Consider the following 23,179-nt stretch of genomic DNA (forward strand, 5'->3'; position numbering starts at 1 on the left):
GTCGCACGCGCGGGCGATAGTTAACGCACCGGTTGAATCAGCCCCTCAATGGCCTTCCTCGCGATATCCCGGCGGTAGAACGACCCCTGAAGGGTGATCTTTTCGGCTTCGGCGTAGGCGTTGGCGGTAGCTTCCGCCAGTGTGGCACCCTTCCCTAGGACGTTGAGCACGCGCCCGCCGGAGGAGACAAGGACACCGTCTTTCGTGTCCGTGCCGGCGTGGAGAACCCTGTTCGGGTCTGCGAGGTTCTCCCCTGCGATCGCGTCACCCGTACGGGGTGCCGTCGGGTAGCCCTCGGCGGCGATGACAACGGTGGCCGCGTAACCCTCTTCCCATTTCAGGGGCGGGAGCTGGGACAGGGTGCCGGAGGCCACGGCTGATAAGGCGTCGACAAGCGGGGATGCGAGCAGCGACAGTACGGGCTGGGTCTCTGGGTCCCCGAAGCGGGCGTTGAACTCCACAACAGCGGGGCCCTCGGGGCCCCACGCGGCACCGAGATAGAGCAGCCCCTGGTAGGGGATGCCACGGGCGACCATCTCGCGGGCCACCGGTTCGACGATCTCCTCGACCATGCGCTCGACGGCGCCCTCCGGCAACCACGGCAGCGGAGTGTAGGCGCCCATGCCCCCCGTGTTGGGGCCGGCATCGTCGTCATAGGCACGCTTGTGGTCCTGGGCAGGCAGAAGCGGCACGACCGTCGCCCCGTCCACGAGGCAGAAAAGCGAAACTTCGGGGCCTTCGAGGAAGGACTCGAAGAGCACGGGATTGCCGGCGGCGATGACGGCCCGGGCGTGGGCCTCGGCTTCCGAGCGGTCCCGGGTGACCACCACGCCCTTCCCACCGGCCAATCCATCGTCCTTGACCACAAAGGCCGGGCCGTACTGGTCAAGCGCGGCGTCGATCTCCTCGGCGGTGCGCACGCTCGTCGACGACGCCGTGCGCACGCCCGCGGCCGCCATAATTTCCTTCGCGAAGGCCTTTGAGCCCTCAAGCGCGGCCGCCGCCCGCGACGGGCCGAAGACCGGAATGCCTTCCTCACGCAGCGCATCCGTAGCACCCGCGACGAGGGGAACTTCGGGGCCGATGACGACGAGCTCCACGCCTATCTCGCGGGCCAGCGAGACGATCGACTCTGGCGAGCCCACCTCAACAGGGTGCCTTTGTGCCAACCCGTCCATTCCGGCGTTGCCCGGCGCGACATGCACCTCGTTGCCGGCCAGACCTTTCACCAGGGCATGTTCACGGCCGCCCGAGCCGATGACAAGGATGCGCATGGCCCCAAACTTACCGGTAGCCTGGGGGCGTATGAGCACCGTATTCACCAGGATCCTCGAGGGCGAGCTCCCGGGGCGCTTCGTCTACCGCGACGAGACCGTGGCCGCCTTCCTCTCCATCGAGCCGATCGCCTACGGCCATACCCTTATCGTGCCTGTCGAGGAGGTGGATAAGTGGACGGACCTCTCACCCGCGCTGTGGACGCACATGAACTCCCTCGCCCAGGAAATTGGGCACGCGATTATCGACGTTTTCCAGGCGCAGCGGGCCGGTTACCTCATCGCGGGCTTCGAAGTACCCCACGCCCACATTCACGTCTTCCCCGCCAACGACATGTCCGGGTACAACCTGGCTAATGTCACCCGCGCGGACCAGACGGACGCGGCCAAGATGGACGAGGCCGCCGAGCTGCTGCGCAGGAAATTGGGCACGGACGAGGCCGGGCGGCGCTAGTCCCGCGCTGCCCGGAGCGTTCCCTCACCCCGGCGGGCGCAGGCATCCGAGTTCGGGCGGAAAGGACGTCACGCCACGGGCAGCGAAATCGTGAACGTGGAGCCTTCCCCTGGCGCCGTGGCTACGGAGATCGCGCCGCCGTGCTGCTCCACGAGCGACTTCGTAATGGCTAGGCCCAGGCCCGAGCCCCCGCCGCTGGCGCGGTTGCGGGACGCGTCGGCGCGGTAGAAGCGTTCGAAGATGTGCTCGGCGTCTTTCTTTTTCATTCCGCAGCCGTTGTCGGCGACATCGATAAACACCTTGTCAAGGTTTTCGCGCAACGTAACCGTCACCTCCGCCTCGGCGCCGGCGTGCTTGAACGCGTTGACGATGAGGTTCAGCACGACCTGGTGCAGCCGGTCTGGGTCGCCCTTTACTGTGGGAACGGCCCAGGTCTCGTTCGAGACGGAGATGACGCGGCCCGGAAACGCGGCCCGGGCGGAATCCGCAGCAGAGCTGCACAGCTCCAGCATGTCCACGTCGCGCCGATTTAACGTGGTTCCCTCTGCCCGGGTCAGCGCTAAGAGGTCTTCGACCAGCAGTTTCATCCTTCCTGATTCTTGGTCGATTTTGTCCAACACCATGTCGGCGTCCGCGGCCATCCCGGAGTGGTAGAGCTCGGCGTAGCCACGAATGCTCGTCAGGGGGGTGCGCAGCTCATGCGACGCGTCGCCCACAAAACGCCGCATTTGCTCTTCCTTCGCCCGGGACTCCTCCACGGATTCCTGCAGTTGAGAGACCATGGTGTTCACCGCGTAGGAGAGCTTGCCCACCTCGGTCTCCCGCGGCCAGGCGGGGACTCGGCGGGACATGTCGCCGTCGGCAATTGCGAGCGCCGTGTTCTCCACCTCGCGCAGCGGCGTCAGCGCCCGGCGCACCGACCAGTTCCCGGCGAAACCGATGAAGACGAGCACGAGCAACCCGGTCGCTGTCTCGGTGATGGCCAGGGAGGTGAGGATGCGGCGCTCCGAATCCAGGGATTTCGCGACGAACTGCACGGACCCGTCCGCATTAGTGCGGGCCATCGCGCGATAGTAGTGCACCGGGTCGGAGCTCGTCGACGTAATCGTTTGCGGGTCGGTGCCGGTGATCTGGCTGTAGTCGGGTTGCGTATCAGCGGTAGAACCGATGAGCTGGTCCCACTGGGGCAGGTAGATCGCCTGCGTGAACTCGCTGGGCGCTCCCGTCGTCGGCCAGGGTGCGGCCTGACCCGCCCAGGACCCGAGCCCCTCCCGCAGCTGTTCGTCGGCACGCTGGTACAGCAGCCCGCGCATCAAGACGTAGACGGAGGCGAAGCTCAGCGCCAATCCCAGCAGGGACACGATGAGAACGACACCGAGCAGGCTTTTCTGCAGGGGCAAGCGATCCGCCGCCTTAACCGGCGGAATGCGCGTAAACATGCGGGGGCGCTACTGACGTGGCGTACGCAGCACGTAACCAACGCCACGCACGGTGTGAATTAGGGGAACGTCGCCGGTGTCCACCTTCCGACGCAAGTAGGAGATGTAGGACTCGACGACGTTGCCGTCGCCGCCAAAGTCGTAGTGCCACACGTTGTCCAGGATCTTCGCCTTGGACAGCACCACCTCGGCGTTGAGCATGAGGTAGCGCAGCAGGTTGAATTCAGTGGGCGACAGATCGATGATCTCGTCCGCCTTGGTCACCTCGTGCGTGTCGTCGTTCAGCGTGAGGTCCGCGTAACGCAGCGTGGCATCCTCGCCAGAATCGTCGGTGATGTTGCCGCGGCGCAGGATGACACGCAGGCGAGTGATGACCTCTTCCAGCGAGAACGGCTTAGTCACGTAGTCATCAGCACCGATGGTGAGGCCGTGGATGCGGTCTTCTACGGCATCCTTCGCCGTGAGGAAGAGGACGGGCCCGTCCAACCCCTCCCCGCGCAGTTTGGCCAGCAGCTCGAAGCCATCCATGCCCGGCATCATGACGTCGAGAATGTAGGCGCTCGGGCGGAACTCCCGGGCCAGTTTCAGCGCATCCTGGCCGGATCCGGCGCTTTCAACGTCGAAGCCTTGGAACTTCAACGAAACGGTTAGCAGTTCAACGATATTTGGCTCGTCATCGACGACGAGCACCTTGACGCCCTGGTTGCTCTCAGCCATGTGGGTTCTCCTTCTCAAGAATCATCTCTTGACAGTTAACTCCACGACCCTGGCGAGTACCTGTGCGCCCGCTGCAAGGTGCGTCCCCGTTTTTGGACGGGTGTTCCACGACTTTTCCGGCGACGCGTTGAGGACCCCGGCGATTGTGCCCCATCATAAAGAGAGCTGGAGACGAGACTTGAACTCGCAACCTACGCATTACAAGTGCGTTGCGCTACCGATTGCGCCACTCCAGCAGTAGGCCAGATTCTACACATGCACCCCCGGCTCGCCGCCAATCGCTCGGGGTCATTAGTGTGTGCGGTGTGACACAGCGGTTGAGCGCTCTGCGTAGTTTGTTCCGGAACACCGCACACGGCGTCGCGACGATCGACGAGGTACGCACCTCCCCGCCGCCGTCCGTGTTGGCGCCCATTGACCTCACCGATGCCGCCCAGGTCGCCGCGGTGATGAACATTGCTGCGCGAATTGGTTCGATTCTCATCACGAACGGGACCACGAGCTCCGATGCGCGGGCCCAGATCCACACCGTGACCTCGTCGTACGGGCTCCACTATTGCCACATTGACATCACGGTCAACACGATGACGATCCACACGATCATCGGTATCGAGCGGCGCCAGCCCGTCAATGTGTTCCGCGTGGTCGACGATTTCTCGGAGAACTACCACAAGCTCCAGGAAGTCGACAGGCTCATCCGCTCCATCCGCTCGGGCGCCACTCCCCCGGAGAGAGCCGAGCACATCCTGGACACCATCGAGCGCGAACGCATCCCCCACCGGAACCTGCGTTTCATGGCCGGGTGGACGGTGATGGGCGCGGCGGTGGCCATTTTGTTGGGCGGCGGCATCTTCATGTCGGCCCTCGGTGGGCTGACGGCCTTTATCATCATGGGCATCAACAAGGTGCTCTCCCGCAACGACCTGCCGTACTTCTTCCACTGCGTGATCGGCGGTTTTCTGGCGACGGTCCCGGCGACGCTGTTTTATCACTTCTCCACCGACCTGGGGCTGCGCATCACGCCGAGCCAGGTCATCGCCACCGGCATCGTCGTCCTTTTGGCGGGATTGACCTTGGTGCAGTCGCTTCTCGACGGCATCACGGGCTCCCCGGTAACCGCCTCCGCCCGCTTCTTCCAAACGCTGCTGTTTACCGGAGGCATCGTCTCCGGGGTGGCAACGGGAATTAGCGTCTCAGAGTTTTTCGGGGCGGGGTTGCCACCCCTGGAAACCATGCCCGCCGCACCGACGTACAGTTCGGCCCTCGTCCGCGTCGTGGGCGGGACGGTCGCATCCGCTGCGTTCGCCGTGACCTGCTTCGCCGAGCTCCCCGCGGTGTTCGTCTCAGCGGCGACCGCGCTCGCCGGGTCGTCCATGTATTACGTCTTCCTCCTCCCGCTCGGCACGGGCCGGCTCTTGGCGACGGCAGCGTGCGCGACAATCGTCGGCCTCGCGGGAGGCTTGATCGCCCGCCGCTACTCCATCAACCCGGTCATCACCGCGGTCGCGGGCGTCACCCCGTTCTTGCCTGGGTCCGGCATCTACCGGGGCATGTACGCCATCATCAATGAACAGATGGTGGTGGGCATGACCAATCTGTCGTTGGCCGTCGGCACCTGCCTTGGGCTCGCCGGCGGGGTCGTCTTCGGCGAATGGGTGGCTCGGCGACTGCGCCGCCCGCAGACCTTCAACCCCTACACCGCCTTCCGCCGTGCCGGGCGGGTGACCTTTGAACAGATCCGCCGCGCCGAACAAGCCACCCGTTCACGCCGCGCGCGGCGCGTGGGTGGCCCGGTGCGCGGGTGGTCCGGCCCGGCGGGCCAATAGGGAGGCCAATGGCGTAGAATTGCGCCCTGTCTGCCTAGAAGCACCTAGAGAAGGAGATGCCTCAGTGCCACCCAAGATCACCGATTCCCGCCCGTCCCCGGAAGCGGTGCACGCGGTTGAGGAGCAGACCGCCTCGGGAGCGCGGCGGATCGTGGCAACCTACGCCGAGGACTTCTTCGACGGCGTGACGCTGATGTCCATGCTCGGTGTTGAGCCCGCGGGCTTCGTGTACAAGAAGTACGCAGAGGAACAGGAGGCCGCGGCGGAGGAAAAGGCCGCCGCGACGAAGACGACGAAGAAGTCGACGCGCAAGACCACCAAGAAGGCCACCAAGTCAACTCCAAAGTCGACTGCAAAATCGACCACGAAGTCCACTGCGAAGAAGACGACCAAGAAGGCGGCGAAGAAGACCGCCACGAAGGCTGTCCGCAAGACCGCGAGGAAGACCACCTCCACCGAGGAAGCCTAGGCACAGCGGTGTCGGGGGTTAGCGACTTTGTCGTCGTGGCAAACCGATTGCCGGTAGACCGCACGGATACAGGTTGGGGCACCTCCCCCGGTGGCCTCGTCGCCGCGCTGGCCCCGGTTCTGCGCGCTCGTTCGGGAAGCTGGGTGGGGTGGCCGGGTGAGGCGGGTGCGCGTATCGAGCCCTTCACATCCGAGGGAATCGACCTGCATCCGGTCTACCTCGACGAATGCGACTTCCAGAACTTTTATGAGGGGATGGCCAACTCGACCCTGTGGCCCCTCTACCATGACCTGATCGTCGCCCCCCGCTATGACAACCTCTGGTGGGAGGCCTACCGGGATGTCAACGAGCGCTTCGCCCACGCGACGGCTGCGGCCGCGGCTCGAAACGCCGTGGTGTGGGTGCAGGACTACCAGCTGCAGCTCGTGCCCGGGATCCTTCGCCGCCTCCGACCCGACCTCACCGTCGGGTTTTTCTTGCACATCCCGTTCCCCTCGCCTGACCTGTTCCGCCAACTGCCGTGGCGCAACGAGGTGATGGAGGGGTTCGCGGGTGCCGACCTCGTTGGTTTTCAACGCGCGGAGGACGAGCGCAACTACCGCGCGCTGGTGGGGGACGCGGGGCCGCGGACGGGGGCGTTTCCCATCTCGATCGACCCGGCGGCGATCCCCCGGGGCGGCCAGGGGGACGTCGAGAAGCTGCGTGCCTCCCTGGGGAACCCCGTGACGATGATGCTGGGGGTGGACCGGCTGGACTACACCAAGGGGATCCTGCACAGGCTCCTCGCGGTGGAAAATCTACTGGAGAAGGGCCTACTTAGCGACGTCGCCGTGGTGCAACTGGCCATTCCCTCGCGCGAGAGGATTGACCAGTACAAGCAAACGCGGCGCGAGGTCGAAGAGGCTGTCGGGAGGATCAACGGCCGGTTCGGGCGGGTGGGGAGCCCGGTGGTGCACTACCTGCACCGCGCCGTGCCGAAGCGCGACCTGGGTGCCTTGTACACGGCCGCCGACGTCATGCTGGTCACCCCGTTCAAAGATGGGATGAACCTAGTGGCAAAGGAATACGTGTCGTGCCACCCGGATGGCGACGGTGCTCTGGTGTTGTCGGAATTCGCGGGGGCGGCCGCGGAACTACGCGACGCTTACCTATGCAACCCCTTCGATGTTTCCTCCATCGAGCAGGCAATTATCGACGCGGTTGCGGGCGACCCGGCCCGGATGCGGGCCATGCACCGCTGGGTGGCCCAGCACGATGTGGCACGCTGGGCAGCATGCTTTCTGGACGAGCTCTAAGCAAGGGATGGATCGCTCCCCTCGTCGCGTTCGGGCTAGCGGGTGTGACTGGCTGCTCCGGGGGTGCCGACGACGATAGCGATGTTGCCGGTATGGCCGGGCCGACGTGGCAGATTGTGTCGATTCACACCGACCCCGTGCAGCCGGGTGAGCTCCCCGCCGACGCCGCGGGAAAGGCCGCCCTCGCGTTCGACGCGGACACTCTCACAGCGCACACGGCCTGCACGGCGCTCTCGGCCCACGTCGCGACGCACGACGACGTCCTCCAGCTCAGCGACGTCAGCGCGGGGGACCCGGGCGATTGCGCCGGCGGTTCCCGCTACGTCCACGACGAGCTCGTGGCGATGCTCAACGAGGGCAGCGAGTTCGACGTTGTGCGGTTGTCGGATACCGAGGCGACCCTGACCAAAGTCGGGGATGACATAAACCGGCCTTCCCTGCGGGTGATGTCGCTGTGACAACGAGGAACGACGCCCTGCGCAGGCTCGCGGCGGCGGAATCGCTCCTCGTCTGCCTTGACTTCGACGGCACGCTCGCCGAGCTTGCCACCGATCCCTACGCCGTGCGGACGCACCCGACGGCGCTGCGGGCACTGACGGTGCTGAGCGAGACACCGAGTACGACGGTCGCGGTGCTGTCCGGGCGCCACCTGGATGGGCTGCGTCGGGTCTTTCCGCTGGGCGATCCCGTTGTCCTGGTCGGGTCCCACGGCGCCGAGCCAACGCAGGGTGCGGTGACCCTCAGCGAGGGCGACACCGCTTACCTCGACCGAATCCAGGACGTCCTGGAGGAACTCGCGCAGCCGCCCGCCTACGTAGAGGTCAAGCCGTACCAGCGCGTCCTCCACGTCGCGCCCCTGGCGGAGCGGGATAGCGCCGCCGCCGAGGCACTGTTGGCGCGGGCGGCGCGGATTGATACCGGGGGCCGCCCGGTGACGGAAGGGCGCAACGTCGTTGAGTTCTCGGCGGTGGATGTGACCAAGGGCAGCTGGCTGGCGCGCTTCAAACAGGGCTTCGACGCCACTCTCTTCGCCGGGGACGACACGACCGACGAGTCGGCGCTTTCCGCACTGGGGCCGCGGGATGTGGGGATCAAAGTTGGGCCGAAGCCCACCGTCGCGCCCCTGCGCGTGGCGAGGGTCGAGGACATGGCTGCCTTCCTCAGCGACCTCGCGCGGGAGCGACGACGGTACGCCCCGGAATGAACTCGGTGTCCAGGATGATGCGGGGGGCGGGCGCGGTGGCGTCGATAAGCGAGCTCAGCATGGCCCCGACCTCGCTGCCCTTGCGCGTGTTGGGTTGATCCACTGTGGTCAGGCCGAGGTGGCGGGCGGCGGCGATGCCGTCGAAGCCCGTGACCGAGAGATCTGCTGGCACGCGCGAACCATAAGCGTCGAACACGCCGAGGGCCATGGAGTCCGTCGTGCACAGCACCGCGGTGAGCTCCGGGTGGGCGCCGATGAGCTCGCGGGCGCCGTCGGCGGCGGAGGCGAGGTCGTTGAGGTGACGGTTGACTATGGGCACCTCGGCGATGCCGGCTGCGTGGAAGATCTCCAGCGCTCCCTTTACGCGGGCGCGCTGAACATGCATGTCGGAGCCGGGAACGCGGCTCTCGGGGACGAATCCGTTGTGGGGGGCGCTGAAGAGGCGCTTTGTCAGGATCCCGATGCGCCGGTGGCCTGCCTCCACCAATGCGCGGGCGGTGGGTTGGATGGCGTGGAAGTCGTCAATGCCCACGAAGGGCACGTCGTGGAGCCCCGTCGGCTGGTCGCACACCACAAGGGGAAGGCCACGCGCGCGGGCCGCGGCGAGGTGGGGGTCGCCCCCCGGCACGGAGTAGACCACAAAGCCGTCCACAATCGCGCTGGTGACCAGGTCGTTGTCTCCCTCGTGACCGGCGGCGGGGATGAGCGTCAGCGAGTAGCGGGTTTGCTTGCTCAGCCCGGCGAGAAACGCCACAGACGCCTGGTCTTCGAAGGCGTAGGACAGCGCCTCTGTCAAGATGACGCCGACGGCCCCGGCCCGCGACGTGCGCAAGGAGCGCGCGGTCGGGTTCGGCCCCGAGTAACCGATCTCCTTGGCGGCGGCGAGAATGCGCTCGCGCAGCTCAACAGACAATTGGTCGGGCCGGTTATAGGCATTGGAAACCGTCGTGCGCGAGACCCCCAACACCGCCGCCACCGAAGCCAACGTGGGCGGGGGCGCCGGTGGGTCCTTGCGTCGTGCCATGCCTAGCATGCTAGCTGTGAGACACCTCACCTGCGGAAGTGGGCGCTGGCTGGGCTCTAATTGAAAGCAGTTTCTAATAGTGGTTCGATGGTATCCATGCTTACTCGCTCATTGCTTCACACGTGCGCCCTGACCGTTGCATCGGCCACTGCGTTGACCCTCTCTGCCTGCTCTGGCGGATCCGACACCACGAGCACGGCGTCCGGCACGGCGTCCGGCACGGCATCGGGCATCCCCACCGACACTGAAACCACCAACGTAGTGGCTACCACCCAGGTGTGGGCCGATGTGGCGAGTGTCGTGCTGGGCAAGGAGATCCCGGCGGTCATCTCTAATCCCTCTACCGATCCCCATGACTTCGAACCGGCCGCCTCTGACCTAGCGAAGGTCACCTCGGCGGGACTTGTTGTGGCCAACGGCGGTGCTTACGACGCGCGGGTCTACACCGCCGCTGACGCCGGCAACGTGGTGTCAGCGCTTCCCCTGACCGAAGCGGAGCACGACCACGAGTCCGAATCTGGGCACAACCACGAGTCCGAATCTGAGCACGACCACGAGGGGACCGAGCACATCTGGTATTCCACCAAGGCTGTCGGCGAGGTGGGTGACACACTCGCCGAGAAGGCCAGCGAGCGGGGACTCGCCGCGGATACGGCCACGCTCGACGCCCGCCTGGAGTCCATCGCCGCCGCCGTGGCCACTCTGCCCAGCGCCCGCGTTGCCCAAACCCACCCGATCGCGGACGCTATCGTCGACGAGTCCGCGCTCGAGGACGTCACGCCCGAGTCATTCCGCGACGCAACCCTGGACGAGTCCGAGCCTTCGAACGCCGCCGTCGCCGAGTTCGTGGACAAGCTGCGCAACGGCGAGATCGACGTGCTCATCTCCAATCCGCAGAGCCCCAACGGCGTGAGCGACCGCCTCGTGGCCGAGGCCAAGGCCAACAACGTGCCCGTGGTGGAGGTGTGCGAAACGCCGCAGGACGGACAGAAGTTCCTGGAATACTTCGAGCGGGTTGTTCGCGAGATCGGTGAGGCGGTGCGGTGACCGCACGTCTCATCGACGCCGCCGTCACCCCCCTTTTCAGCGACCTCAACCTCGAGCTCGGCCCCGGCGAGATAGTCGCCATCCTCGGCCCAAACGGGGCCGGCAAATCCACCCTGCTGCACACCATTCTGGGAACGCGCCGCCTCACCAGCGGCCGTGTCGAGGTGTCGGGGCGAGTTGGGTTCATTCCCCAACAACGCATGTTCCCGGACGTCCCCTGCCGAGTACGGGACCTCGTGTCCTTGTCGTTGGCGCACGGGATCGTGAAGGGTCGCCGGGCGCGGCGGGAGGACGTCGAGAAGCTGCTTGCCTACGTTGGTGCCGAGCACCTCGCGGACCAGCGAGTGGGCACCCTCTCAGGGGGTCAGCAGCAGCTCGTCCGGCAAGCGCAGGCCTTTGCAAACCAGCCCGAGGTCCTGCTCGCCGACGAGCCGTTTTTGTCTCTCGACGTGGCGCGCCAGCGGGACACCGTGAAACGGATCTCGGAGTGCGGCGCGTCCGTGCTCATCGTGACGCACTCCATCGACCCGGTGGCTGACGTCGTGGACCGGATTCTCTACCTGGGCCCGCGGGGCCACGTGCTCGGCACGTGTGGCGACGTCATGAGGTCGGACGTGCTCTCCGATCTCTACGGCACGACTGTCGACGTCGTGACCGTCCGTGGAAAGACGGTGGTGATCTGATGGGCGCGCTCCACACCGCCGTTGAGCAAACCGCCTACCTGCTCACCTTCGACTTCGTCACCTCCTCGCTCATCGCCTCGGCGCTGCTGGGGCTGCTGTCGGGGATGATCGCGCCGCTGGTTGTCATCCGAAGAATGTCGTTTGGTGTGCACGCTACCTCCGAGCTGGCGCTGATGGGCGCGGCCGCTGCGCTGCTGTTCGGCGTCTCGATCGAGTGGGGTGCCATCGCCGGTTCGGTCGCTGCCGCGATCGCGCTTGCGCTGCTCGGCTTGCGCGGCGGCAACGACGCCGCCATCGGCGTGGTCATGAGCTTCGGCATGGGCATCTCTGTGCTGTGCTTACACCTCTACCCCGGGAACTCGACCAAGGCGCTCGCGCTGCTCACCGGCCAAATTGTCGGCGTGTCTACCTCCGGGATCACGTCGCTCGCGGCCGTGGCCGTCCTCGTCGCTGCAACGCTCGTCCTGTTGTGGCGCCCGCTCATGTTCGCGTCTCTTGACCCCGAGATGGCCGCCGCGAGGGGCGTGCGCGTGCGCTGGCTCGCTGCGGTCTTCGCCGTCCTGCTCGGGCTGACGGCCGCGCAAGCCGTGCAGGTTGTCGGCTCCCTGCTGGTCATGTCGCTGCTTATCGCGCCCGGCGCGAGCGCGGTGGCGCTGTCCGCCAACCCGCTGCGCGCGGTTGTGTTGTCCGTGGTTGTCGCGGAAACGGCGGCCGTCGGTGGCCTCCTGCTCTCCCTCGCCCCGGGGTTGCCGGTGAGCGTCACGGTTTCGTTCATCTCCTTCGCCATTTACCTCGTCTGTTGGTTCGTCGCGCGGGCGAGGGGCCGCCGGATCGTGGCACCGAACGGAGCACCCAAAGAGGCCGGCTCTAGGGTGTAGCGGGTGACACTGACGAAGCGCTCCATGATCCACGGCGGGCGCGAACGAACCTGGGTGGAGGTCGCGCAGGGGCGGGCCGAGACCCTCCTTCTCTTCCTCCACGGCTCCCAGCAATCCGCCACCGTGGCCCGCCACTTCACCGCGCGCACCTTCGACGCATTCGCCGCGCGGAACTGCACCGTCGTCTACCCCAACGGCGTCGGACACCACTTCAACGACCTACGCGTCGGCTTAGCCGAGAGCGCCCGCACGCTGGGTATCGACGACGTCGGTTTCCTCACCGAGCTCGTGTCACGCTACGACGTCTCCCGCGTGATCGGCTGCGGATTTTCCAACGGCGGGCAGATGCTCATTCGCATGCTTTTCGACGCCCCCGCGTCCCTCCACGGCGTCGCCCTGTTCGGCGCCTCTGCGCCGGCCGAAGGCAACGCCATCTGCGGCCCGGCGGCGTGGGTTCCCACCCCCGTCCTCGCGGTGCAGGGCACCGCCGACCCCATCGTTCCCTACGCCGGTGGCGAGGCCGGGATCGGCGGCCGAAACCGCGGCATGACGCGCTCTGCGCTCGATTCCGCGGCCTACTTCGCCTCGCTCAACGGCGCGCCGCGCCATGAAACCTCGCAGGCCCGAGACGGCGTGCGCGTCGACCGCTGGACAGGAGGCGCGGCCCCGGTCGAGTTGTGGAGCGTCGAAGGAATGGGCCACGTCGTGCCAGCCCCGAACACACTCGACCCCAGCCTGGGCCCCGGGACGGACAAGGTGGTGGGCGCGGAGCTCGTCGCTACGTTCTTTGGGCTCTAAGCCTTCGCTGCGCGGCGCTGGCGGGCGAACTCAGCCAAGGTGACTCCGGCCGCCACGGAGGCGTTCAGAGACTCGACCCAGCCCTCCGTCGGGATGGACATGATGACGTCGCAGTTTTCCCTCACCAGGCGGGAGATGCCCTTGCCCTCGGAACCGACGACGATGACAACTGGGTCAGTCGCGCCGTCGAAGGTGTCCAGGGTGTGTTCGCCACCCGCGTCAAGGCCGACGACCATGTAGCCGTTGTCCTTAAACTCCTTGATCGTGCGCGTGAGGTTCGTCGCCTTCGCCACGGGCAGGCGCGCCGCGGTTCCTGCCGAGGTCCGCCACGCCACGCCGGTGACCTGGGCAGAGCGACGCTCGGGGATGATCACCCCATGCCCGCCAAACGCCGCGGTGGAGCGGATTACCGCGCCGAGGTTGCGCGGATCGGTGATGTTGTCCAGCATGACAAACATGCCGGTCTGACCGCGGTCGCGCACCGCCCCGATGAGGTCGAAGACGTCTGCGTAGACGTAGGGCCGAATGCGAAGCCCGACGCCCTGGTGCAGGCCGTTGCCGGTCATGTTGTCCAGGTCGGTGCGGGGAACCTCCTGCACGGTGATTCCCTGCGCGGTGGCCAGGGTGACGGCCTCGCTGAGCCGGTCGTCGTGCCCGGTGCCTTGGGCGACGTAGAGCGCGTCGGCCGGAACCTTGGCCAGCAGGCACTCCACAACCGGGTTGCGCCCCACCACGAGATCGATGCTCTCGCGCTCGTGCCGCCCCGCCGCCCGGCGCTCCCGCTGCAACTTGCGCTTGTGGGCGGCGTGGTAGACGCGATCTTCTGCCTTCGGGGTCGCCCCCTTGCCCTTCAGCCCGCGGCGACGCTGGCCACCGGATCCCTTGGCGGCACCCTTCTTGCTGGTCTTTTGGACATCGGGACGCTGGTAGGGCTTTGCCATGTGTGATCGATTCCTTGCGTTTTCGGTTGCGTTGTTCTTTAGCTCAGGGACCACGTGGGCCCGTCGGGCGTGTCGGTCACTGCGATGCCCGCCGCCGCGAGCCGATCGCGTACGTCATCCGCCACCGCCCAGTCTTTGTTCGCCCGTGCCTTTGTCCGCCGCTCCAGCTCGGCGCCGACGAGGACACCGAGGGCGTGCTGCATAGTTTCAGCGGACCGTTCTGCGCCCGGGCCGGACTCCACCCAGGCCACGGGGTCGATGCCCAGGACATCCGCCATTGCGCGGACCTGCCCCGCGATCTCTCCCGCCTCGGCGTGTTTGCCCGCTGCCAGGAGCTTATTGCCTTCGCGCACCGAATTGTGAATCTCCGCCAGCGCGCGCGGCACCGCAAAGTCCTCCTCCATAGCGCCCTGGAAAGCGCCAGTCCAGGTGGTTTTGGCCGGTGCTGTGCCCAGCGCTCCCACCCGCAGGACGAACTCCTCAATGCGCCGGTACCCCGCGGCTGCCTCCTGCACGGCTTCGGGGGAGTACTCCAACACGCTGCGGTAATGCGCGGAACCAAGGTAGTAACGCAGCTCCACCGGCCTTACCGCGTCCAGCATGGTGTCGATGCTTAACACGTTGCCGAGGGATTTGGACATCTTCTCCCCCGCCATGGTGACCCAGTGGTTGTGCATCCAGTACCGGGCGAACCCGTCCCCGGCGGCATGGGATTGCGCCTGCTCGTTCTCGTGGTGCGGGAACTGCAGGTCCAACCCGCCACCGTGGATATCGAAGGTGCCGCCGAGGTACCACGTGGCCATCGCGGAGCATTCAAGGTGCCAGCCGGGCCGCCCGTCCCCCCACGGCGTGGGCCAGCTCGGCTCGCCGGGTTTCGCCGCCTTCCACAAGGCGAAGTCCAAAGCGGAGCGCTTGCTTGTCGACGCCCCCTCGCCCTGCTCCATATCCGCCGGGCGGTTCCCGGACAGCGAGCCGTAATCGGTACCGGAGGCAGCGACCCACGCGTTGACATCGAAATACACTGACCCGTCTGAGGGGTAGGCAAACCCGGCGTCGATCAGGCGGCGCATGTACTCCACCATCTGGGTCACGTGGCCCGTGGCCCGTGGCTCCACGGAGGGAGGCAGCACGCCGAGCGTTGCGTAGGCGCGGGAAAACTCCCGCTCGTGCGTCGACACCCACTCCCACCAGGGCCGGTCATGCTCTGCGGCTTTGGCCAGGATCTTGTCGTCGATGTCGGTGACGTTGCGGACGAACGCGACGTCGTAACCCAGGGCGGTGAACCAGCGGCGCACGATGTCGAAGGCCACGCCCGAACGCAGGTGCCCGATGTGGGGGGCCGCCTGCGGGGTCGCACCACACACGTACATGGACACCCGGCCCGGTTCGAGGGGGGTGAACTCCCGGAAGCTGCGGGAGGCGGTGTCAAAGATGCGCTGCTGGGAACTCACGCGGTCTAGTCTAACTGTCCTGGCAGTTCAACCAGTGCGGTGGCGATGGCCGCGCGCCCCTCCCCGGATCCGGTAAATCCCATGTGGTCGGTAGTGGTCGCGGACACCGACACCGGCGCGCCGAGGGCCTGCGACAAGACCCGCTCCGCCTCCTCGCGCACAGGGCCCATGCGGGGGGTCTGGGCGATGAGCTGGACTGAGACGTTGATGACGGTGACGCGGTGGGCGTCGATAAGCTCCCTGAGCTCGGCGAGCAGCCGTGCCCCCGTCACGCCCTCGTACTCGGGGCGGCCAACGCCGACGAAGGAACCGAGGTCCCCGAGGCCGGCGGCGGAAAGGACTGCGTCGACGACGGCGTGGGTGACGACGTCGCCGTCGGAGTGCCCCTCACAGCCGCCGACGTCACTGTGGAGGATTCCCGCGATCCAGCACGGCTTAGCGGCCTCGATGCGGTGGGCGTCAAAGGCGTTGCCGATGCGCAGGTTGGCGGGCATGGGGGCGTCTACCTTTCGTCGGGGGCGGGGCGTGTGGAGGGGACGTCGAAAATCGTCGGTTCTGCCTCGTCGGTGATGCTCGTGGCCAGGCGCAGGTCGATGGGGGTTGTGACTTTAAACGCCATCGGGTCACCCTGCACCGTGGTTACGTCCACGCCGAACCATTCCATCACACTGGCGTCATCGGTGGCGGTGAAACTCGGCGCGGTGCGAAAGTAGGCCTCGTTTGCGGCGCGCAGCGTGCGCAGGTCGAAACCCTGCGGGGTTTGAACAGCGCGAAGCGCTGCCCGCTCTGGTGTCGATACCACGCGCGGCCCGTCCACGACCTTGACCGTGTCCGCCACGGGGACCACCGGGACGACGGCGTCGCTACCTGCGAGCACGGCGCGGGTGACGCGGGCGATCATGCCGGGGGGAGTCAGCGCGCGGGCCGCGTCGTGGATGAGGACCACGGCGTCGTCGTAAGGAATAGCCCGCAGGCCGTTGAACACCGAGTCTGCCCGCTCCTTGCCACCGTGGGCGAAGGTCACCTCGTGGCCCGCAAGGCACGAGCGCGCGAAGTCATCCATCTCGGGGCTGACCAACACGACGATGTCGTCGACGATTTCGGAGGTCTCCATGGCGGTGACGGAGCGCTCCAGCAGGCTCCGCCCGCGCAGCGGGACAAACGCCTTGGGCACCGAGGCCCCCAATCGGGTCCCCTGCCCGGCGGCGGCGACAAGCGCAACGACGCGGCGCGACACGCCCGGCCCCCTAGGTCAGGCCGTCGGCATCATCGTCGGCGTCATCGGCATCATCGAAGCTCAGATCGTCCAGATCGATGTCGTCTTCCGGCTCGGACTCCGGTGCGAACGAGATGCCCGCGGCCACCTGGCGCTCAATGATCTCAGCGATGCCGGACTCCATCTCGTCGGCCTTCTTCTCGTCCACCGGCTGCGCCAGAGCGAGCTCGCCGACGAGGATCTGGCGCGCCTTGCCTAGCATGCGCTTCTCCCCCGCGGACAGGCCTTTGCCCTGGTCCCGCCGCCACAGGTCGCGGACAACTTCGGCGACCTTGTTGATATCACCCGAGGCGAGCCTCTCCTGGTTTGCCTTGTAGCGCCGCGACCAGTTCCCGGCCTCTTCCACGTCTGTTTCACGCAGCACGGAGAAGACCTTCTGCAGCCCGTCCTCATTGACGACGTCGCGCACACCGACCAATTCGGCGTTCTTCACGGGCACGCGCACCTCCAGATCGGACTGGAGAATCGAGAGGACGAGGAAGTCGAGTGCCTCCCCGCCGATCTCGCGTTGCTCAATGTCGGCGATGCGTGCCGCGCCGTGGTGCGGGTAGACAACAACTTCTCCGACTTTAAAATCCATCAACTCTCCTTGGTGCCCGTGCTGTAGCCCCACTACCTTAGCACCGGGTCCTCACACCCGGCCCGCCGAGCCCGGCCACCCCCGATTGACCCCCATTGGCCCGCCTAGAGTGCTGGGAAAGTGTGAGAATGCCCGGCCTCACCGCGTGAAACTGGGAAAACGAGGGGGGCGGGGCTAAGGTTGTTCGCAGAAAGCCAAAAAGCCCACATAGCGACGCCTGTTTAGCGCTCCGTTACGTGCCCCGTGAAGATACTTATGGAGGACTCTCACGTGTTGTCCCTCAAGCCGGCGACTGCCGTCTCCGCCGCCACTGTGACCGCCCTGACCGCCCTGCTCCTCGCGGGCTGCTCCGCCGGCCAGATCACCCAGACCTCCGACCAGGTTGCCGCGGTTGACGGGGCAAGCGCCTCGGGCACGGCCACAGACGTCTCCGCGCAGGACGTCACCGTCATTGTGCAGGAAGACGGAACCGCTGCGCTGAAGTTCACGGCTTTCAACCAGAACAACTCCCGCACCCCGCACCGCCTGCTCAACGCAACCGTCTCCGGCGCCCCCGTGGCCCTGGGCGCGACCTCGGAGATCCCCGCGCAGTGCACCCTGGTCGCCGACTCCGCGGATTCCATTGAAAGCCTGCCGAAGGCGCCCAACGACTGCATCCAGTACGTTGCAACGACCGTCGATAATCGCAGTTTCGCTTACGGGGGCACCGCCCCCGTCGCCCTGACCTTCGACGACGGCAAGCTCGAGGTTCAGGCCCCCGTCTCCGCGCCGATGCTGCCCTCCGGCCAGTCGGCACGGTCGGACAACCAGGCTGAGGCAGTCGCCGAGTCGCACTAAGCTTTTCGACGGCACCCGCCCCGGGCTCTCGCCTGTGGCGGGTTTTTTGCGCGCACCGGGCCGTGTCTGGCCCGTCACTTAGAGTATGCGCATGGCGAAAAAGCAACGCGTCGTGCATACCTGCTCCGAGTGCGGTTACTCCTCCCCGAAGTGGCTGGGCCGCTGCCCAGAGTGCGGGTCATGGGGCACTTTGCAGGAGGAAACTCCGCTCACCGCCGCGGCGCCGGCGCCGCCCGGTGCCACGCGTCTGGTAGCGCTCACGCCCGCCTCACCGGCAAGCCCGATCACGGAGGTCGACGCAGCAGCGGGGCGCACCATGCCCTCTGGGATCGGGGAGCTCGACCGTGTCCTCGGCTCCGGCGTCGTGCCCGGTTCGGTCGTGCTGATGGCGGGAGAACCCGGGGTTGGCAAGTCCACCTTGCTGCTGGAGGTTGCCTCGCGCTGGTCCCAAGTGGACGCACGCACCGCCCTCTACGTCACCGCGGAGGAATCCGCAGGGCAGGTTCGCGCGCGTGCCGAGCGCACTGGGGCGCTCCACCAGACCCTTTACCTCGCCGCGGAGTCCAACCTCGACGTCGTGTTCGGCCACGTCCAGCAGGTCAAGCCCTCCCTGCTGGTGGTGGACTCTGTGCAGACAATGATCGCGGCGGGGGTTGAGGGCGTGCCGGGCGGGGTGGCGCAATCCCGCGCCGTCACCGCAGCGCTGACCACCTTGGCAAAAACCTCCAACATTCCGGTTTTCCTGGTCGGGCACGTAACCAAAGACGGCAACGTGGCCGGGCCGCGGGTGCTGGAGCACCTCGTCGACGTCGTGTTGAACTTTGAGGGCGACAGGCAGTCAAGCCTGCGCCTGCTGCGCGGCATCAAGAATCGGTTCGGCGCGACGGACGAGGTCGGTTGCTTCGAGCAGACGTCCGAGGGCATCCGTGAGGTGCCCGACCCCTCGGCGTTGTTTCTCTCCCACCGTGGCCAGACCCCCGATGGCTCCGCCGTCACCGTGGCGATGGACGGGGTACGCCCCATCCTGGCGGAGGTGCAGTCTCTCACCGTCGATCCGGTGAATAAGAGCCCGCGCCGCGTGGTCACGGGCCTGGACTTCAACCGGGTCCCCATGGTCCTGGCCGTATTGCAGGCGCGCTGCGGTGAGCGGACCAACGACAAGGACGCGTACGTCGCCACAGTGGGGGGCATGCGCATCTCAGAAACCGCCATGGACTTGCCTGTCGCGCTTGCCACCTGGTCGAGCCTGCACGAGCGGCCCCTGCCAGAGAAAACCGTTGTGGTGGGGGAGGTGGGCCTGGCTGGAGAGTTGCGGCAGGTTCCCAACCTGGCCAGGAGGCTGCAGGAGGCAGCTCGGCTGGGGTACGAGCGCGCGATTGTTCCCGCTGGGGAGCCGGTCGCCGTGGGCGGGATGCGCATCGAGCGGCCCCGCACGCTGCGCGAGGCGATCGCGCTGGTCGCCGGAGGTGCCTGAGTACCCGCGGTTAAGATGGCCCCATGACGGAATCCGCCACACCAGGTGAAGGTGGGCCGGCAGACCTGCGCGAGACGTTGCAGACTCTGGCCCCTGGCACTGCCCTCCGCGACGGGCTGGAGCGCATTAAGAGTGGGCGCACTGGCGGGCTCGTCGTGATCGGTGACACCGCCGAACTCGACGACATCTGCGACGGCGGGATCACCTTCGACATCCCCTTTCAGCCCACCATGCTGAGGGAGCTGAGCAAGATGGACGGTGCGGTCGTCCTCTCCTCGGACGCTGCCCGGATTACTCGCGCGAACGTGCAACTCGTGCCGTCCCCGTCGTACCCCACCGTGGAATCGGGCACCCGCCACCGCGCCGCCGAGCGCACGGCGCTGCAGACGGGCCTGCCGGTGGTGTCTGTCTCGGCGTCCATGAGCACCCTCACCCTCTACGCGCAAGGCCAGCGCCACCCGCTGGAGCAGCCCGCCGTTTTGCTCCAACGCGCGAACCAGGCCTTGTCGACGGTGGAGCGCTACCGCACCCGGCTAGACATGGCCAACCAGCGGTTATTCGTGGCCGAGATGAACAATTACGCCACGGTGGGTGACGTGTTGAACGTGCTGCAGCGTCAGATCATGATGGAGCGTGCCGCCAACGACATGGACGAAAACATCGTGGAGCTGGGGGTGGACGCGCGCCAGCTCACGCTCCAGCTGACGGAGCTGCGCGGGGCGGCCGACGACCTTGACCTGCTTGTTCGAGATTACATTGTCGCGGATGCGGTGCCCGACGATGACCGCGTGGCCGACACCCTCGCCGCACTGGCCGCGCTGCCAGATTCCGAGCTACTCAACTCCCCTTCCCTGGCTCGGGTTCTGGGCCTGCCGGCCACGGAGGAGAACTTCATGGAGGGGGTCGTCCCGCGCGGGTACCGCGCGCTCTCGCGCATCCCCCGCGTGCAACGCTTCCTCATGGACCACATCGTCGCGGAGTTCGCGGAGTTGCCCTCGCTCATTCGCGCCGAGCCCGAGGATATCGTGGCCGCCGAGCGCGTCTCGCCCTTGTGGGCGCGGCACATTTACGACGGCCTGCGCCGGCTGAGCTAGAGCGCCTTATCGCAGCGCGAAGTCGGCGGGGTCCGAAGCCCGGTTGCCGATCACCGCGTGGAGGTAGTACGAACCCGCGGGCACGGCCTGGCGGTTCGTACAGCGGCCGGGCTGGGAGTCGTTTCGGGACCACACGGCCTCGAACTCGCGGGGCTTGCCCGGCGCGAATGTCTCCGACCCAGTGAGGACGGCGGCGTGGCAGTCCGTATCCGACCACACTCGCTGGTTCGTGGCCATGTTGTAGACCTCAAAGCGGAGCTGGTTGGCCGTGAGATCGATGACGCAGTCGACGGCTGTTGGGTTTTCCACCGTCATAAAGAAGTCGGGCTGCTTGTGTGCGTCGTAACTCGGCTCGCTCGTCCGAGCGGAGATCTTCAGATCCTCTAAAGCGCAGGAGTTCTTGCCCGCCGCAGCGTTCGCTGAAGTGGTCGTCGATGGTGTGGACCCCGTCGTTGTCGCGCTCGCCGTCGTCGTTTCCTCTGACACCGTGACGGTCGGTTCGGTGACGACGGTGTCAGGCACCACCGTTGTCGTATCGCTGCCCTGATCGGATGACCCCGAGCGCGCCCACGCCGTCAAACCCCAGATGAGGAGGGCGAGGAGGACCAGCACAATCCCGAAGGCCGCAAAGCGGCGGCGGCGGTAGATCTCGGGCGGCAGGGGCCTCGGGGTGGTCGGCTTCTGCGGAGGGCGGCGGTACGTCACGCGAGCAATTTTAGCGGGCGAAACGCTCCAAAACGGGCTCGACGCGGCCGTCTTCTAGTCGGTATCGAGCGGCGACGACGCCCAGCGTCCCAGCGTCAAGTCCGTCGCGGACCGCGGGAACGCGGTCGATGAGGTGCTCAGCCGTGATCCGTGCGTGCTCCTTTTCCACCCCGGCGCGGCCCTCGGCGCCATGCGCCTGAGCCTCGATCACGCTGGGGGCGATCTTTTCGACGAACACCCGCTGCAACCCCACAGGCACCACGGCGTCCTCCACGGCTGTGACCGCAGCGCCAACCGCGCCGCAGGCCTCGTGGCTCAGCACGATGACCAGCTTCACACCGAGGGTCTCCACCGCGAAATCGAGGGATCCAGACACGGTCGCATCCACGCAGGCCCCCGCGGTGCGGATGACGAAGATGTCGCCCAGCCCGGCATCGAAGAGCATCTCCACCGGCACGCGCGAGTCCGAACACCCGAGGACCGCCGCGACGGGGGCCTGCCCGCCACGCAGTTCTTCTCGACGATTGCGGTCCGAATTGGGCCGCACCACCGAGTCATCGGCGAAACGCTGGTTGCCCTCGAGGAGCTGGGTCCACACGGCGAGGGGTGATGTCACAGTGGTCATGGCAACTATTGTGTCACTCATTGTGATTGAACCCGCCGATGTGATCCGCTTTTTCCGGGACAACGCCCGCGACCTGCCGTGGCGCCGGCCCGGCACAACCCCGTGGGGCATCCTGCTGTCCGAAGTGATGAGCCACCAGACTCCCGTTGCCCGCGTCGCGCCCGTGTGGGAGGAATGGATCGGGAAGTGGCCGGACCCGGCGTCATTCGCCGCCGCCCCGACCGACGCGGTGCTGCGCGCTTGGGGGACGCTGGGGTACCCGCGCAGGGCGCTGCGACTTGTGGAGTGCGCGCGGGTGATCGTCGAGAAGCATGATGGCCGCGTGCCCTCGGAGGTGGATGATCTCCTCGCCCTGCCCGGTATCGGCGACTACACCGCCAGGGCTGTGTCGTGCTTCGCGTTCGGGCGGAATGTGGCGGTGGTGGACACGAACGTGCGGCGGATCTACGCGCGCGCCGTCGACGGGCAGTTCCTCGCGCGGCCGCGCAAACGCGAGCTCGTCGACGTTGCCACGCTCCTCCCGCCCACCGACGGCCCGACGTTTTCCGCGGGTCTGATGGAACTCGGCGCGCTGGTGTGCGTCGCAACCTCCCCGCGCTGCGAGTCCTGCCCCCTCGAACGCAGCTGCGCCTGGGTCGCGGCGGGGCGGCCCGAACCGACCGCAGAGCAGCTCGCCGGCCGCCCCCGCCAGAAGTTTGCCGGCACCGATCGCCAGGTGCGGGGCAAGATCATGAAAGTGCTGCGTGACTCATCCGAACCCGTCTCCCCGCTTGTCATCAATGCGGTGTGGCCCGACGCCGCCCAGCTCTCGCGCGCGCTGTACTCGCTTCTCGACGACAACCTCGCCGCGCAGGACGAAAGCGGCTACTTCCACTTGCCGCGGTAGGTAAACCCACCGGGCAGGTTCATCCACACCCCGCCGCGGGAGTTCACGGTCACCGGACCCAGCTTGGTAGACATGGACGCGCCCGACTTCGACACGTTGATCCACGAGTTTTTGCCGACCTTTTTCCGACTGCGAAACAAAAAGCCCATGGGCATAGCGTAGACGCTCCGATACCGTGCTCGCCGGAGAGGTGATTAGGGGA

At 66.7% G+C, this 23,179-nt stretch carries 26 protein-coding genes and 1 tRNA gene; 14 read left to right on the top strand and 13 right to left on the bottom strand.

Annotated features, from left to right (window positions below; genetic code table 11):
• Nucleotides 1–20: 20 nt before the first annotated feature.
• Entirely contained in the window at nucleotides 21–1,274 is a 1,254-nt protein-coding gene (purD, locus tag CAPI_RS07965; protein WP_018018117.1) for a phosphoribosylamine--glycine ligase, read from the bottom strand.
• A 31-nt stretch (nucleotides 1,275–1,305) separates the two neighbouring features.
• Here purD and CAPI_RS07970 point away from each other — a divergent pair, with 31 nt between their 5' ends.
• Nucleotides 1,306–1,728: an HIT family protein gene (locus tag CAPI_RS07970; RefSeq protein WP_026157205.1), complete on the top strand. Its 423-nt coding sequence runs from the start codon at nucleotides 1,306–1,308 to the stop codon at nucleotides 1,726–1,728.
• Between the two features lie 68 nt (nucleotides 1,729–1,796).
• On the opposite strand, the gene CAPI_RS07975 is transcribed toward CAPI_RS07970, so the two are convergent.
• The 3 genes from CAPI_RS07975 to CAPI_RS07985 form a co-directional block, all read right to left on the bottom strand.
• A complete protein-coding gene (locus tag CAPI_RS07975) occupies nucleotides 1,797–3,167 on the bottom strand; it encodes a sensor histidine kinase (protein ID WP_018018119.1) in 1,371 nt (456 codons plus the stop codon).
• Between the two features lie 9 nt (nucleotides 3,168–3,176).
• Nucleotides 3,177–3,884: a response regulator transcription factor gene (locus CAPI_RS07980; protein ID WP_018018120.1), complete on the bottom strand. Its 708-nt coding sequence runs from the start codon at nucleotides 3,882–3,884 to the stop codon at nucleotides 3,177–3,179.
• 163 nt (nucleotides 3,885–4,047) lie between these two features.
• Nucleotides 4,048–4,120: transfer RNA gene (locus CAPI_RS07985), tRNA-Thr, on the bottom strand.
• Between the two features lie 69 nt (nucleotides 4,121–4,189).
• Between CAPI_RS07985 and thrE the strand changes: the two genes are divergently transcribed.
• From thrE to otsB, 5 genes are all read left to right on the top strand, one after another.
• On the top strand, nucleotides 4,190–5,710 hold the full coding sequence (thrE, locus tag CAPI_RS07990; protein WP_018018121.1) for a threonine/serine exporter ThrE: 1,521 nt from the start codon (nucleotides 4,190–4,192) through the stop codon (nucleotides 5,708–5,710).
• A 64-nt stretch (nucleotides 5,711–5,774) separates the two neighbouring features.
• The gene (locus CAPI_RS07995; RefSeq protein ID WP_018018122.1) at nucleotides 5,775–6,179 is read left to right on the top strand and encodes a hypothetical protein; all 405 of its coding nucleotides are present in this window, start codon (nucleotides 5,775–5,777) and stop codon (nucleotides 6,177–6,179) included.
• A gap of 8 nt (nucleotides 6,180–6,187) precedes the next feature.
• Nucleotides 6,188–7,474: an alpha,alpha-trehalose-phosphate synthase (UDP-forming) gene (locus CAPI_RS08000; RefSeq protein ID WP_018018123.1), complete on the top strand. Its 1,287-nt coding sequence runs from the start codon at nucleotides 6,188–6,190 to the stop codon at nucleotides 7,472–7,474.
• Nucleotides 7,453–7,932: a hypothetical protein gene (locus tag CAPI_RS08005; protein ID WP_083893961.1), complete on the top strand. Its 480-nt coding sequence runs from the start codon at nucleotides 7,453–7,455 to the stop codon at nucleotides 7,930–7,932. Before CAPI_RS08000 ends, CAPI_RS08005 begins: the two co-directional genes overlap by 22 nt.
• Nucleotides 7,929–8,678 (top strand): trehalose-phosphatase, encoded by a 750-nt coding sequence (gene otsB, locus CAPI_RS08010; RefSeq protein ID WP_018018125.1) that lies wholly within the window; start codon nucleotides 7,929–7,931, stop codon nucleotides 8,676–8,678. The genes CAPI_RS08005 and otsB overlap by 4 nt, the downstream gene beginning before the upstream one ends.
• Here otsB and CAPI_RS08015 read toward each other — a convergent pair.
• Nucleotides 8,635–9,702, bottom strand: coding sequence for a LacI family DNA-binding transcriptional regulator (locus tag CAPI_RS08015; protein WP_156806944.1), 1,068 nt, complete (start codon nucleotides 9,700–9,702; stop codon nucleotides 8,635–8,637). The genes otsB and CAPI_RS08015 overlap by 44 nt on opposite strands.
• 96 nt (nucleotides 9,703–9,798) lie before the next feature.
• On the opposite strand from CAPI_RS08015, the gene CAPI_RS08020 reads away from it, so the two are divergent.
• From CAPI_RS08020 to CAPI_RS08035, 4 genes are read left to right on the top strand one after another with little or no spacing between them, the layout of a single operon-like run.
• Entirely contained in the window at nucleotides 9,799–10,749 is a 951-nt protein-coding gene (locus tag CAPI_RS08020; protein WP_156806946.1) for a metal ABC transporter solute-binding protein, Zn/Mn family, read from the top strand.
• Nucleotides 10,746–11,432: a metal ABC transporter ATP-binding protein gene (locus CAPI_RS08025; RefSeq protein WP_018018128.1), complete on the top strand. Its 687-nt coding sequence runs from the start codon at nucleotides 10,746–10,748 to the stop codon at nucleotides 11,430–11,432. The genes CAPI_RS08020 and CAPI_RS08025 overlap by 4 nt, the downstream gene beginning before the upstream one ends.
• Nucleotides 11,432–12,310, top strand: coding sequence for a metal ABC transporter permease (locus CAPI_RS08030; protein ID WP_018018129.1), 879 nt, complete (start codon nucleotides 11,432–11,434; stop codon nucleotides 12,308–12,310). Before CAPI_RS08025 ends, CAPI_RS08030 begins: the two co-directional genes overlap by 1 nt.
• Before the next feature lie 3 nt (nucleotides 12,311–12,313).
• Nucleotides 12,314–13,108 carry a CE1 family esterase gene (locus CAPI_RS08035; protein WP_018018130.1) on the top strand — a complete coding sequence of 265 codons (795 nt, stop codon included), beginning with the start codon at nucleotides 12,314–12,316 and terminating at the stop codon, nucleotides 13,106–13,108.
• Here CAPI_RS08035 and rlmB read toward each other — a convergent pair.
• From rlmB to CAPI_RS08060, 5 genes are read right to left on the bottom strand one after another with little or no spacing between them, the layout of a single operon-like run.
• Nucleotides 13,105–14,049, bottom strand: a complete 945-nt coding sequence (gene rlmB / locus CAPI_RS08040) for a 23S rRNA (guanosine(2251)-2'-O)-methyltransferase RlmB (RefSeq protein ID WP_018018131.1) — start codon at nucleotides 14,047–14,049, stop codon at nucleotides 13,105–13,107. The genes CAPI_RS08035 and rlmB overlap by 4 nt on opposite strands.
• A gap of 38 nt (nucleotides 14,050–14,087) precedes the next feature.
• Nucleotides 14,088–15,500, bottom strand: coding sequence for a cysteine--tRNA ligase (gene cysS, locus CAPI_RS08045; protein WP_018018132.1), 1,413 nt, complete (start codon nucleotides 15,498–15,500; stop codon nucleotides 14,088–14,090).
• 5 nt (nucleotides 15,501–15,505) lie between these two features.
• Entirely contained in the window at nucleotides 15,506–15,994 is a 489-nt protein-coding gene (gene ispF / locus CAPI_RS08050) for a 2-C-methyl-D-erythritol 2,4-cyclodiphosphate synthase (protein WP_018018133.1), read from the bottom strand.
• An 8-nt stretch (nucleotides 15,995–16,002) separates the two neighbouring features.
• A complete protein-coding gene (gene ispD, locus CAPI_RS08055; protein ID WP_018018134.1) occupies nucleotides 16,003–16,737 on the bottom strand; it encodes a 2-C-methyl-D-erythritol 4-phosphate cytidylyltransferase in 735 nt (244 codons plus the stop codon).
• 10 nt (nucleotides 16,738–16,747) lie between these two features.
• Nucleotides 16,748–17,356 (bottom strand): CarD family transcriptional regulator, encoded by a 609-nt coding sequence (locus CAPI_RS08060; RefSeq protein ID WP_018018135.1) that lies wholly within the window; start codon nucleotides 17,354–17,356, stop codon nucleotides 16,748–16,750.
• Nucleotides 17,357–17,611: 255 nt separating this feature from the next.
• Between CAPI_RS08060 and CAPI_RS08065 the strand changes: the two genes are divergently transcribed.
• From CAPI_RS08065 to disA, 3 genes are all read left to right on the top strand, one after another.
• Entirely contained in the window at nucleotides 17,612–18,193 is a 582-nt protein-coding gene (locus CAPI_RS08065) for a hypothetical protein (protein WP_018018136.1), read from the top strand.
• Nucleotides 18,194–18,284: 91 nt separating this feature from the next.
• Entirely contained in the window at nucleotides 18,285–19,667 is a 1,383-nt protein-coding gene (gene radA / locus CAPI_RS08070) for a DNA repair protein RadA (RefSeq protein ID WP_018018137.1), read from the top strand.
• Between the two features lie 23 nt (nucleotides 19,668–19,690).
• On the top strand, nucleotides 19,691–20,761 hold the full coding sequence (gene disA, locus CAPI_RS08075) for a DNA integrity scanning diadenylate cyclase DisA (protein WP_018018138.1): 1,071 nt from the start codon (nucleotides 19,691–19,693) through the stop codon (nucleotides 20,759–20,761).
• 6 nt (nucleotides 20,762–20,767) lie between these two features.
• Here the strand turns inward: disA and CAPI_RS08080 are convergent, their stop codons facing one another.
• Together CAPI_RS08080 and CAPI_RS08085 are read right to left on the bottom strand one after the other, a co-directional pair.
• Nucleotides 20,768–21,466, bottom strand: coding sequence for a hypothetical protein (locus tag CAPI_RS08080; RefSeq protein WP_018018139.1), 699 nt, complete (start codon nucleotides 21,464–21,466; stop codon nucleotides 20,768–20,770).
• A 10-nt stretch (nucleotides 21,467–21,476) separates the two neighbouring features.
• Nucleotides 21,477–22,091, bottom strand: coding sequence for a carbonic anhydrase (locus tag CAPI_RS08085; RefSeq protein ID WP_018018140.1), 615 nt, complete (start codon nucleotides 22,089–22,091; stop codon nucleotides 21,477–21,479).
• Here CAPI_RS08085 and CAPI_RS08090 point away from each other — a divergent pair.
• Complete coding sequence (locus CAPI_RS08090; RefSeq protein ID WP_026157208.1) at nucleotides 22,090–22,977, top strand: HhH-GPD family protein; 888 nt, start codon at nucleotides 22,090–22,092, stop codon at nucleotides 22,975–22,977. The two genes, CAPI_RS08085 and CAPI_RS08090, sit on opposite strands and share 2 nt — an antisense overlap.
• Here CAPI_RS08090 and CAPI_RS08095 read toward each other — a convergent pair.
• Nucleotides 22,956–23,126 carry a DUF4236 domain-containing protein gene (locus tag CAPI_RS08095; protein ID WP_083893966.1) on the bottom strand — a complete coding sequence of 57 codons (171 nt, stop codon included), beginning with the start codon at nucleotides 23,124–23,126 and terminating at the stop codon, nucleotides 22,956–22,958. The two genes, CAPI_RS08090 and CAPI_RS08095, sit on opposite strands and share 22 nt — an antisense overlap.
• Nucleotides 23,127–23,179 lie beyond the last annotated feature (53 nt).

This window comes from Corynebacterium capitovis DSM 44611, assembly GCF_030440535.1.
GTDB lineage: Bacteria > Actinomycetota > Actinomycetes > Mycobacteriales > Mycobacteriaceae > Corynebacterium > Corynebacterium capitovis.

Coding starts and splice junctions, on each gene's coding strand:
- CAPI_RS08060 (WP_018018135.1), bottom strand. CDS start 17,356: ATGGATTTTAAAGTCGGAGAAGTTGTTGTCTACCCGCACCACGGCGCG.
- radA (WP_018018137.1), top strand. CDS start 18,285: ATGGCGAAAAAGCAACGCGTCGTGCATACCTGCTCCGAGTGCGGTTAC.
- ispF (WP_018018133.1), bottom strand. CDS start 15,994: ATGCCCGCCAACCTGCGCATCGGCAACGCCTTTGACGCCCACCGCATC.
- CAPI_RS08065 (WP_018018136.1), top strand. CDS start 17,612: ATGGAGGACTCTCACGTGTTGTCCCTCAAGCCGGCGACTGCCGTCTCC.
- CAPI_RS08095 (WP_083893966.1), bottom strand. CDS start 23,126: ATGGGCTTTTTGTTTCGCAGTCGGAAAAAGGTCGGCAAAAACTCGTGG.
- CAPI_RS08005 (WP_083893961.1), top strand. CDS start 7,453: ATGCTTTCTGGACGAGCTCTAAGCAAGGGATGGATCGCTCCCCTCGTC.
- CAPI_RS08020 (WP_156806946.1), top strand. CDS start 9,799: ATGCTTACTCGCTCATTGCTTCACACGTGCGCCCTGACCGTTGCATCG.
- CAPI_RS07970 (WP_026157205.1), top strand. CDS start 1,306: ATGAGCACCGTATTCACCAGGATCCTCGAGGGCGAGCTCCCGGGGCGC.
- CAPI_RS07975 (WP_018018119.1), bottom strand. CDS start 3,167: ATGTTTACGCGCATTCCGCCGGTTAAGGCGGCGGATCGCTTGCCCCTG.
- disA (WP_018018138.1), top strand. CDS start 19,691: ATGACGGAATCCGCCACACCAGGTGAAGGTGGGCCGGCAGACCTGCGC.
- CAPI_RS08030 (WP_018018129.1), top strand. CDS start 11,432: ATGGGCGCGCTCCACACCGCCGTTGAGCAAACCGCCTACCTGCTCACC.
- CAPI_RS08090 (WP_026157208.1), top strand. CDS start 22,090: ATGGCAACTATTGTGTCACTCATTGTGATTGAACCCGCCGATGTGATC.
- purD (WP_018018117.1), bottom strand. CDS start 1,274: ATGCGCATCCTTGTCATCGGCTCGGGCGGCCGTGAACATGCCCTGGTG.
- CAPI_RS07980 (WP_018018120.1), bottom strand. CDS start 3,884: ATGGCTGAGAGCAACCAGGGCGTCAAGGTGCTCGTCGTCGATGACGAG.
- CAPI_RS08015 (WP_156806944.1), bottom strand. CDS start 9,702: ATGGCACGACGCAAGGACCCACCGGCGCCCCCGCCCACGTTGGCTTCG.
- CAPI_RS08085 (WP_018018140.1), bottom strand. CDS start 22,091: ATGACCACTGTGACATCACCCCTCGCCGTGTGGACCCAGCTCCTCGAG.
- rlmB (WP_018018131.1), bottom strand. CDS start 14,049: ATGGCAAAGCCCTACCAGCGTCCCGATGTCCAAAAGACCAGCAAGAAG.